This is a genomic window from Sphingomonas sp. CCH10-B3 (genome assembly GCF_001556185.1).
GTDB lineage: Bacteria > Pseudomonadota > Alphaproteobacteria > Sphingomonadales > Sphingomonadaceae > Sphingomonas > Sphingomonas aquatica.
Genome location: NZ_LSIJ01000047.1, coordinates 1 through 9,378 on the forward strand (window position 1 = coordinate 1; position 9,378 = coordinate 9,378).

General features: G+C 66.4%; 11 protein-coding genes. 4 read left to right on the forward strand and 7 right to left on the reverse strand.

Going from position 1 to position 9,378, the window contains the following annotated elements; all coding sequences use genetic code 11:
* Positions 1-5 precede the first annotated feature (5 nt).
* Positions 6-866, forward strand: coding sequence for a flagellin N-terminal helical domain-containing protein (locus tag AX672_RS08335; RefSeq protein ID WP_269454039.1), 861 nt, complete (start codon positions 6-8; stop codon positions 864-866).
* A 29-nt stretch (positions 867-895) separates the two neighbouring features.
* Here AX672_RS08335 and rsmD read toward each other — a convergent pair whose 3' ends face one another.
* On the reverse strand, positions 896-1,435 hold the full coding sequence (rsmD, locus tag AX672_RS08340; RefSeq protein ID WP_066650692.1) for a 16S rRNA (guanine(966)-N(2))-methyltransferase RsmD: 540 nt from the start codon (positions 1,433-1,435) through the stop codon (positions 896-898).
* Positions 1,435-2,469, reverse strand: coding sequence for a pseudouridine synthase (locus AX672_RS08345; protein ID WP_231731227.1), 1,035 nt, complete (start codon positions 2,467-2,469; stop codon positions 1,435-1,437). Before AX672_RS08345 ends, rsmD begins: the two co-directional genes overlap by 1 nt.
* A 130-nt stretch (positions 2,470-2,599) precedes the next feature.
* Here AX672_RS08345 and AX672_RS08350 point away from each other — a divergent pair, with 130 nt between their 5' ends.
* A complete protein-coding gene (locus AX672_RS08350) occupies positions 2,600-3,031 on the forward strand; it encodes a response regulator (protein WP_066650693.1) in 432 nt (143 codons plus the stop codon).
* On the opposite strand, the gene AX672_RS08355 is transcribed toward AX672_RS08350, so the two are convergent.
* Complete coding sequence (locus tag AX672_RS08355) at positions 3,028-4,182, reverse strand: aromatic ring-hydroxylating oxygenase subunit alpha (protein ID WP_066650694.1); 1,155 nt, start codon at positions 4,180-4,182, stop codon at positions 3,028-3,030. The two genes, AX672_RS08350 and AX672_RS08355, sit on opposite strands and share 4 nt — an antisense overlap.
* Before the next feature lie 62 nt (positions 4,183-4,244).
* Here AX672_RS08355 and AX672_RS08360 point away from each other — a divergent pair, with 62 nt between their 5' ends.
* Together AX672_RS08360 and AX672_RS08365 are read left to right on the forward strand one after the other, a co-directional pair.
* Positions 4,245-5,573: an AmpG family muropeptide MFS transporter gene (locus AX672_RS08360; RefSeq protein WP_066650695.1), complete on the forward strand. Its 1,329-nt coding sequence runs from the start codon at positions 4,245-4,247 to the stop codon at positions 5,571-5,573.
* Positions 5,570-6,322 (forward strand): tetratricopeptide repeat protein, encoded by a 753-nt coding sequence (locus tag AX672_RS08365; RefSeq protein ID WP_066650696.1) that lies wholly within the window; start codon positions 5,570-5,572, stop codon positions 6,320-6,322. Before AX672_RS08360 ends, AX672_RS08365 begins: the two co-directional genes overlap by 4 nt.
* On the opposite strand, the gene AX672_RS08370 is transcribed toward AX672_RS08365, so the two are convergent.
* The 4 genes from AX672_RS08370 to AX672_RS08385 form a co-directional block, all read right to left on the reverse strand.
* On the reverse strand, positions 6,319-6,750 hold the full coding sequence (locus AX672_RS08370) for a DUF6628 family protein (protein ID WP_202189280.1): 432 nt from the start codon (positions 6,748-6,750) through the stop codon (positions 6,319-6,321). The two genes, AX672_RS08365 and AX672_RS08370, sit on opposite strands and share 4 nt — an antisense overlap.
* A 64-nt stretch (positions 6,751-6,814) precedes the next feature.
* Entirely contained in the window at positions 6,815-8,137 is a 1,323-nt protein-coding gene (locus AX672_RS08375; RefSeq protein WP_066650698.1) for a bifunctional folylpolyglutamate synthase/dihydrofolate synthase, read from the reverse strand.
* Between the two features lie 25 nt (positions 8,138-8,162).
* On the reverse strand, positions 8,163-9,017 hold the full coding sequence (gene accD / locus AX672_RS08380; RefSeq protein WP_066650699.1) for an acetyl-CoA carboxylase, carboxyltransferase subunit beta: 855 nt from the start codon (positions 9,015-9,017) through the stop codon (positions 8,163-8,165).
* The coding region (locus AX672_RS08385; RefSeq protein WP_202189281.1) for a tryptophan synthase subunit alpha at positions 9,014-9,378 on the reverse strand (365 nt) is incomplete at its 5' end. The genes AX672_RS08385 and accD, both read right to left, overlap by 4 nt.

Below are 9,378 nucleotides of genomic sequence, written 5' to 3' on the forward strand. Positions count from 1 at the left end.
CAAGAGTGAATCACGCCTCCATCGCCGTCGCAAGCACGCGTTTTTCAACAGTCTCGACCGTCATCGGAACGAATGTCGCCGCGCTGAAGGCGACCAATGCCAACAACCGCGCGTCGGCTGCCCAGCAGACGAGCATCGAACGACTTTCAACGGGCAAGCGCATCAATTCGGCGAAGGACGACGCCGCCGGTCTCGCGATCTCGTCCAACTTCACCGCGCAGATCCGCGGCCAGACTCAGGCGATCCGCAACGCCAACGACGGCATCGCGCTGTCGCAGACGGCGGACGGCGCGCTTGGCGAAGTCTCCAACATCCTGCAGCGGCTCCGCGAACTCGCGGTCCAGTCGGCTTCGGGCACGTATAGCGACGGTGATCGCACCAATCTGCAGGCTGAAGTGACGCAGCTCACCGCGCAGATCACCGACATTCAGACCAAGACCAATTTTAACGGCGTGCTGCTGCTCAACACCGCCGCATCGACGATCGACATCCAGACCTCTTCGTCGGCGGGCGACACGGTGACGCTGAACTTCGGCGGGCTCGATCTGGCCGCGGCGATTGCGTCGGATCTGTCGACGGCAGCCGGAGCCAACACCGCGCTGACCGACCTCGACGCCGCGATTGCGGCGGTCAACACCACGCGGGCAACGCTGGGTGCGGGCCAGAGCCGTCTGCAGTCGGTGGTCAACAACCTGACCAACAACGTCGCCAATCTGACCGACGCACGCAGCCGCATTGAAGACGTCGACTTCTCGACCGAAACGACCGAGCTCGCCAAGTCGCAGATCCTCAGCCAGGCTTCGAATGCGCTGCTCGCGCAGGCGAACCAGAGCCAGCAGGGCGTGCTCCGACTGCTCCAGCAGTAAGCACGGCGCGACTGACACCCTCTCGACGATCAGGCCGTACGCCGCAGCAAGGTTATCCGAGCCTTGCCGTGGGTGCGGCTTGAGTCGATCTCGAAACCCGCAACCTCGATCTCTTCGTTGTAAGCGGTTTCGACGCTCACCCACGTCCCGGGCCCGACCCAGCCGAGCCGGGTCAGCTTGTCGAGCGCGACTGCACCTGCGCCCGAGCCATAGGGCGGGTCCATCATCATTACATCGAGCGGCGCCGTTGCGCTGCCAAGGCCCATCACCGAAATCGCGCGCACGTCACCGATCGCGCCCAGCCTTGCGAGGTTGGCCCGAAGCGCCTCGACCGCGAGCCGGTCCTGTTCGACGAACAGGCAGCTCGCGGCCCCGCGCGACAGCGCCTCGATACCGAGCGCCCCTGATCCCGCAAAGAGATCGGCGACCGCCAGCCCTTCGAAACTGCCGAGACGGCTCGTCAACATCGAGAACAGCGCCTCGCGCGTGCGATCGGCGGTGGGCCGGGTGGTGTCGCCCTTGGGCGCCATCAGCGGGCGTCCGCGCCAGGTGCCGGCAATGACACGCATCAGGGCTTCGGCCGCGATGGGCGCGCATCACCGGGGCGCCGCGTGCGCTTGCCGCGGACCGGGCGCGGGCTGAGCGGACCGGCAATGCGCTTGGGCTTGGACGCCGTCGCTCGTGGCGGCTCGGCATCGCCGGGTCGGCTGGGCTTTTTGCGCGGCGGACGCTTCGCCGCGGCGCCGGTCGCAGGCGCTTGCGATGGCCGCCCGCGCTCGGGCTGTGCCTGTGCTGCCGGTGCGCGTGGTGTAGCAGGCTTCTGCGCTGCCGCGATTCGGTCGGGCGAAGGGCCCTTGGTGGGGTCGCGGCGGAAAGCGACGACGTCATGCTGTCGCACTTCGCCAATCTCGCCGGGTTTCAGGTCGCCGAGCAGGAACGGGCCGTAACGCGTGCGGATCAGCCGCGAGACCTTGAGCCCCAGAAATTCGAGCACGCGGCGGACTTCGCGGTTCTTGCCTTCGGTCAGGATCATTTCGACCCAGACATTGGCGCCGGTGCGGCGTTCGAGATTGGCGTCGATCGAGCCATAGCGGACGCCCTCGATCTCGATGCCTTCGATCAGCTCCTCAAGCTGCGCCTGGCTGACCTGGCCATAGGCGCGCGCGCGATAGGCGCGCTCGACCCCGGTTGAGGGCAGCTCGAGCTGGCGCTTGAGTTCGCCGTCGGTGGTGAGCAGCAGCAGCCCTTCGGTATTGAGGTCGAGCCGCCCGACCGGCATCAGCCGCGGCAGGTCCTTGGGCAGCGCGTCATAGATCGTGCGCCGCCCCGCCGGATCGCGTTCGGTGACGAGCAGCCCGCTCGGCTTGTGGTACAGGAACAGCCGGGCCGGGGCAGGGGCCTCGACCGGGGCACCGTCGACCGTAACGCCGTGCAGCGACGGCAGGACCGTCGCAGGCGTTTCGACTGGCTTGCCGTTGATCGCAACTCGCCCCTCGGCAATCATCCGTTCGATCTCGCGCCGCGAGGCGATGCCGGCGCGCGCCAACAGCTTGGCGATGCGATGCCCGGTACGCGGGGACGAAGCAGAGTCAGAAACCGTCACTTGGTGCTGATACAATCAATTGTCGCTATTGCTCAAAAAATTTGCGGCCCGGCAAGCAACGAAGCGTTACGCTTGCGGCAATATCCCCGGGGGGCGTGCCCACCGGGGGCATGAAGGATGGCGAATCGGCATGTTGTTCGGGCGCAAGAAACGAGTGGTGGAGCGGCTGTTGATCGTCGAGGACGAGCCGCTGATCGCTTTCGACAACGAACGGTTTCTGGAGGACGAGGGCTATACCGTCGTTGGCACTTTCGACAGCGTGGCCGATGCGACCGCGGTGATGGGGAGCGGCGTTGCGATTGATCTGGTGCTTACCGACATCAGCCTCGCCGATGGCAGCGGGCTAGAGGTGGCGCGGGCGGCGCTTGAGGCCGGGTTGAACGTGCTGTTCGTTACCGGCGACTGCCCGCCCGAAGGCGCGACGCTTGCGCACGGCTGGCTGGCCAAGCCTTACGACCCGCGCCATTTGGTGCAGGCGATCGCGATCATCGACCAACGGCTGCAGGGCGAAACGCCGAAGCGCTTGCCCGAGGGACTGACGCTGTTCGATCGCGCGGGCTAAAGCATCGCCTCGACCGCGTCGTGGAAGACGCGGATGCCGGTTTCCAGTGTGCCGAGCGTGACGCGCTCGATCGCGCCCGACGCCAGCCCCTGTTGCCCCAGCGCGGCGGCGCGGAAATCCTCGCCGGCAAAGACGCCGCCGTCGAGCAGCGCCCAGCTGCGTTCCCAATGGTCGCGCGCCCGATCGCCTTCCGGGCCGGTGGCGGGCGGGGCGGGGATCAGCATGAAATCCTCGACCAGCACTTCGCCTGCCGATTGCGGCATCATCACCATCAGGTTGATGTAGTCGGGGCTGACGATCAGCACCGTGCCGGGAAACATCTGATAGGTATAGGTGATCGCCGCGCGCAACTGCCCCCAGTCGCCGCGCGCCGCCGCGATCAGATCGGCCTCGCGCCCGACCGCCGATCGCTGGTGCGGGCCGATGCAGTCGCCGGTGGTGACGCCGTCCTTGAAGAATTTGCCGATTGTCGCCGCGTGGAGCCGCTGGACGTGATAGCTTTCGAGGAACGCGTCCATGATCAGCTTCCAGTTCGCTGCCACCCGGTGCGTGCGGCGGCGGAACAGGTGCTGCTGGGCGAGCCCGAATGCATCGAAGTCATCGCCGAGCGCGCGCGCTTCGGCGAAATCGGCGGCTTCATCGAAGGCGAACCAGATCAGGCCGCCGGCCTCGACCGTCGGCAAGCGCTTCAGCCCGAATTCGGCCTTGTCGAGCCCGGGAAAACTGTCGGGCCGGGGCAGCCCCGTGAGCATGCCGTCGAGGCTGTAGCTCCACGCGTGATAGGGGCAGACCAGACGGGCGGCGCACACCGGCGCATCGCCCTCCACCAGCCGCGTGCCGCGATGCTGGCAGACGTTTAGGAAGACATGCGCCGCGCCGTCCTTGTCGCGCGTGACGAGCAGCGGCTTGCCGAAGCCATCGTGCGGCACCGCCATGTTGCGCTCGGGCAGCAATGCCGAAGGGGCAATCACCAGCGGCACCCTGGTGAAGATGCGATCCTGCTCGGCGGCGTGGCGATCGGCACTGGTATAGGCGGCGGTATCGACATGAGTGATGCCCTGTGCCGAGCGTGTGCCGCCGCGTGCGAGCAGATCGGCGAGCGCGAGCTGGCCCGGCGTCGGTCGCAAGCCTTCCAGAACTGGCGCGTTCATGGCTGTCCTTCTCCCTTTTTGCGGCTAGTGTCGGCCTGAATCGCGGCGGGAGCAAGGGGCGGATGGACGAAGTGCGCGAGCAGGACTGGTTGTCGGGCGTGCGCCCCTATGTCGAGAAGGCGCCGCTCGCGGCCTTCTTCCTCGGCATCTCGTCGGGCTTTCCCTATGCGATGATCGGGGCGACGCTGACGAGCCGGCTGGCGCAGGATGGCATCGACAAAAAGACCGTGACCGCGTTCACGCTGGGCTTCCTGATCTACAATCTCAAGCCATTGTGGGCGTGGATGGTCGATGGCGTGCGGATTCCGCTGCTGAGCGGTCTCGGCCAGCGTGTCTCGTGGCTGGTGTTTGCCGGGCTGCTGGTCATTGCTGCCGTCGTCAATCTCGCGCTGGTCGATCCCAAGGCCGATATCGGCGCGACGGTGATGGCGGCGATCCTGGTCGGCTTTGCCGGGGCGACCTTCGACATCGTCATCGACGCTTACCGGATCGAGACGCTCGAACCCTATCAGCTCGGCGTCGGATCGGGGATGACGCAATATGGCTGGCGCATCGGATCGGTCGCGGCGGGGGCACTGGCGCTGGTGCTGGCGGCGCGGATCGGCTGGAGCGGTGCCTATCTGGCGTGCGCCGCCTTCGCACTGCCGGCGATGTTGACCGGGCTGATCGTCGGCGAGCCGAAACGTCACCGAGAACCAACCGCGCGTCGCGGTGTCGGCGAAATTGCCGCCTCGATCATCGGCCCTTTCACCGAATTCTTCCAGCGGCAGGGCGCGATCGTCGTCCTGATCTTCATCCTGATCCACAAGATCGGCGACACGCTGGGGCAGATCGTGCTGCGCCTGCTGCTCAACGACACTGGCTTCAGCAACGACGAGATCGCGATATACGACGTCGGGGTCGGCTTCTGGGCCTATCTGATCGGCATTTTCATCGGCGGCGCGCTATACTCGTCGCTGGGAATGAAGCGCTCAGTGCTGCTCAGCCTGATCCTGATGGCCATATCCAATGCCAGCTTTGCCTTGCTGGCGGGTGCAGGCCACAGCGTGTGGGGTCTGGCGGGGGCGATCGGCTTTGAGAACATCGCCAGCGGCATCGGCGGCGTCACCGTCATCGCCTATTTCGCGGCGCTGTGCGACCTGCGCTTCACGGCGTCGCAATATGCCCTGATTTCAGCGGCGTCGAGCGTCGTCGGCCGATTGTTGACCGCGACGACCGCGGGCGCCCTGGTCGAGCAATTCGGCTATGTTACCTTTTACTGGATGACGACGGTCGCAGCTTTTCCGGGCGTGCTACTGTTCTGGTGGATGATCCGGACTGGGCTGGTCGACTTGTCGATCGGGAGCGCCGGCGAGGAGGCCAGCGAGCAGGCGGTAGGGGCCAAGGCATGATCCTCTACCTCCTCCTCCTCGCGATTCAGGTCGCGTGCGTGGTTGATGTGATCCGCAACGGGCGCAACCAGTTGTGGATCATGGCGCTCGTCTTCCTGCCGGGGGCGAGCTCGATCGCCTATGTGCTGATCGAAGTGCTGCCGCGCCTTCAGGGCAATCGCCATGTCCGTACGGTGCGTGCGCAGGTGGAGGCGAAGCTCGATCCAGAACGCGAACTGCGCGCCGCGCGCGAAGCGCTGGGCCTCGCCGATACGATCGCCAATCAAATCAGGGTCGGCGATGCGTTGAGCGACCTCGGCCGCTTCGATGACGCCGTCCCACTCTATCGCGCCGCGATCGAGCGGACACCCGACCGCGATCCACGCACCGAAGCCAAGCTTGCCCGCGCACTGTTCGAAACGGGCGAGAGCGGCGAGGCGCTGAAGCTACTGGACGCCATCACGCCGCCGTCGACGCAGAGCGACCGCGACCGGCTGACGCTGCTGCGTGCGCGTGTGCTGACCGAACTCGGCGAGGCCGACGCGGCGCTCGCGCTCTACGCCGACATCGTCACGCGCATGCCCGGCGAGGAAGCGCGCTGCCGCTATGCCGCGCTGCTGCTCGACCAGGGCTATGAATCCCGAGCACGGGCGGTGCTGGAAGAGGTTGAGGCGCGCATGAAGCGGCTCGATCGCACCCAGCGTGCCGCTGATGCCGAGATGTACAAATGGGCGATGGACAAGCTCCGGGCATTGCGCGGCGCAGGCTAATGCCGCCCGCCGATCGGTCGCCCCGCATCGGCAAAGGCCGCGACAACGGCTTCAAGGCTGAGCAACGCGCCTTCGGGCGCGCGATTGGCCAGCAGATCGGCCAGCAACAGCCGCGACCGGACCGGATTGTCTGGCAATTGCAATGCCGCCTCGATCAGCGCGGCTTCGCCACTGGTCATGCGCGGGCAACAACTTGGCGCGAGCTGAATTGTTGCTCGCGCCGATTGCGAAACCTCGCTCATCAGGACGCGCATCAGCATCAGCGGGCGCTGAAACGGCGCACCAAAAGTCCGGTTAAAATGTGTCGCGACAACGGCGTCGAACACGCCATGAGCGCTCATGCGGCGGAGTGCGAACAGCATCAACGCGGTGGCAGGATCATCAGGCACGGCGCGTTGGAGCTTGGTTGGGAGGGCAAAGGGCAGCACAATGGTTCTCCGGCGACTGGAAAACCATTCTCTTGTGGATGCTAATGCGAGTCAATCGCAATAATTACATCGGCGTCTGTCGGTTCGCTGCCAATACTGTGCCCGCGAGATAGAGCGAGCCGACGATCAGCACGACCGGCGGGCTGGCTGGGTCGGCGCGCTTGGCGATGGCCAGCAGCGCTGCCTCGACGCTGGCCGCGCTGCTGGCGTTGAGGCCGAAATCGCAGGCGACCGCTGCCAGCGCGTCGGGGGCATGATACGCATGGTCGGGCACCGGCACCCCCTGTAGCGTGCGCGCCTGCGCCGCGAACGGAGCAATCAGCCCGCGCATGTCCTTGTTGGCGAGCATGCCGACGATCAGATGCACCGGCCGCGACTCGGCGCGGACCGAGAGCGCTGCACTCACAGCGGTGGCGGCCGCAGGGTTATGGCCGCCGTCAAGCCACAGCGCGCTGCCGGGCGGGAGCAGATCGACCAGCGGCCCTGCGCTCAGCAATTGCATCCGCGCGGGCCATTCGGCCCATTCAGCCGCTGCGCGATAGGCGGACGGGGGAATCCTGAGCGCGCGCTGATGCCGCAGCATGGCGATGGCGAGCCCGAGATTTTCGGGTTGGTGCGGGCCGGCGAGGCGGGGCAGGCCGGTCTCGACGACACCTTCGGCATCCTCGTAGTGCAGATTCGCGCCGATCTTGAGGTGCCAACCGTTTCCGAGCGCTTTCACCGGCGCGCCCGCTCGCCCCGCGGCATCGGCGACCCGCTGGGCAACGCTCGGGCCATAGCGCATCGTCATCAGCGGGACGCCCGGCTTGGCGATACCGGCCTTTTCGCCTGCAATCGCCTCGACGGTGTCGCCAAGGAATTGCTGGTGATCGAGCCCGAGCTGGGCGATGCCGGTCACGATCGGGCGTTCAATGACATTGGTCGCGTCGAGCCGCCCGCCGAGGCCGACCTCGATCACGCACGCATCGGCGGGGGTGCGGCTGAACGCGAGGAAAGCGGCGGCGGTCGTCACTTCGAAAAAGCTCGCGCCGATGTCGCCGCCCGCGTCGAGCACCTCGGCGAGCAATGGCGCCAGCGCGTCGTCCTCGATCAGCCGCCCTGCCAGCCGGATGCGTTCGTTGAAGCGGACCAGATGCGGGCTGGTATAGACATGGCACGCCAGCCCCGCCGCTTCGATCGCGGCACGCAGGAAAGCGCAGGTCGATCCCTTGCCGTTGGTGCCCGCGACATGCAGCACCGGGGGAAGCGCGCGCTGCGGATTGCCGAGCCGGTCGAGCAGCGCGGTGATCCGCTCCAGCCCGAGGATGTCGGCGCCGGGCGACAGCGCCCATAGCCGGTCGAGCTGGGCCTGCACCGCCGGCGAAGTCGATCGTGCATGATCCGCCACTTGCGCTGTCCGGTGGTTGGGCGGGTCAGGCCGCCTGCTTCACGCTTAGATAATCGATCAGCTTGGCGAGCGTTTCGGGCAATTCCTTGCGTGGCTTGACCATGTCGATCATGCCATGCTCGAGCAGATACTCCGACGTCTGGAAATCATCGGGCAGCTTTTCGCGGATCGTGTTTTCGATCACCCGACGGCCAGTGAAGGCGAGCGTCGCCTTGGGTTCGGCGATCTGGACGTCGCCCAGCATCGCATACGCTGCCATCACCCCGCCCGAGGTCGGATCGGTCAGCACGACGATGTAGGGCAAGCCGGCATCGTGGAGCATCTGGATCGCAACCGTGCTGCGCGGCATCTGCATCAGCGACAAAATGCCTTCCTGCATGCGCGCGCCGCCCGATGCGGTGAAGATGATATAGGGGCAATGATCGGCGATCGCCGCCTCCACGCCCGCGATGATCGCCTCGCCGACTGCGAGCCCCATCGACCCGCCCATGAAGGCGAAGTCCTGCACGCCAACCACGGCTTTACGCCCTCCGATGAGGCCGCGCGCGTTGATCAGCGCGTCGCTTTCTCCCGTCGCGGTGCGGGCAGCCTTGATGCGGTCGGCGTAGCGCTTGGTATCGCGGAACTTGAGCGGGTCTTCGGTCACGCGCGGCGGCGGCAATAGCGTGTGAACGCCGCCGTCGAAGGTATAGGCAAAGCGCTCCTTGGGGCCGATCCGCTCGTGATGCTCGCAATGCGGGCAGACGTGGAGATTGTCGGCAAGCTCCTTGGTGAACACCAGTTGCCCGCAGCCCTTGCACTTGTGCCAGAGGTTGTCGGGCGTGTCCTTCTTGGTGACGACGAAGGACAGCGCGTTACGGACGCTCGATAGCCAGCTCATGCAATTTCCCCGGCGATTGCCTTGCGATCGGCCGCAACGATCGCGGCCTTGAGCGAAGCGATATAGGCGCGGACGGGCGCGGGCGCATCTGCGCCGTGCTGCGCGACGATCTCGACGATCGCCGAGCCGACGACGACGCCGTCGGCAACGCGCGCGATGGCGCCGGCCTGTTCGGGGGTGCGCACGCCGAAGCCGACCGCGATCGGCAGGTCGGTCGCGGCTTTCAGCCGCGCGACGGCAGTTTCGATGCTTGCTTGCGCGGCTTGCTGCAGGCCCGTGATCCCGGCGACCGAGACATAATAGAGGAACCCGCTCGCGCCATCGAGCACGGCGGGGAGGCGGGCAATGTCAGTGGTGGGGG

Coding starts and splice junctions, on each gene's coding strand:
- AX672_RS08360 (WP_066650695.1), top strand. CDS start 4,245: ATGGACGAAGTGCGCGAGCAGGACTGGTTGTCGGGCGTGCGCCCCTAT.
- rsmD (WP_066650692.1), bottom strand. CDS start 1,435: ATGCGTGTCATTGCCGGCACCTGGCGCGGACGCCCGCTGATGGCGCCC.
- AX672_RS08350 (WP_066650693.1), top strand. CDS start 2,600: ATGTTGTTCGGGCGCAAGAAACGAGTGGTGGAGCGGCTGTTGATCGTC.
- AX672_RS08355 (WP_066650694.1), bottom strand. CDS start 4,182: ATGAACGCGCCAGTTCTGGAAGGCTTGCGACCGACGCCGGGCCAGCTC.
- AX672_RS08365 (WP_066650696.1), top strand. CDS start 5,570: ATGATCCTCTACCTCCTCCTCCTCGCGATTCAGGTCGCGTGCGTGGTT.
- accD (WP_066650699.1), bottom strand. CDS start 9,017: ATGAGCTGGCTATCGAGCGTCCGTAACGCGCTGTCCTTCGTCGTCACC.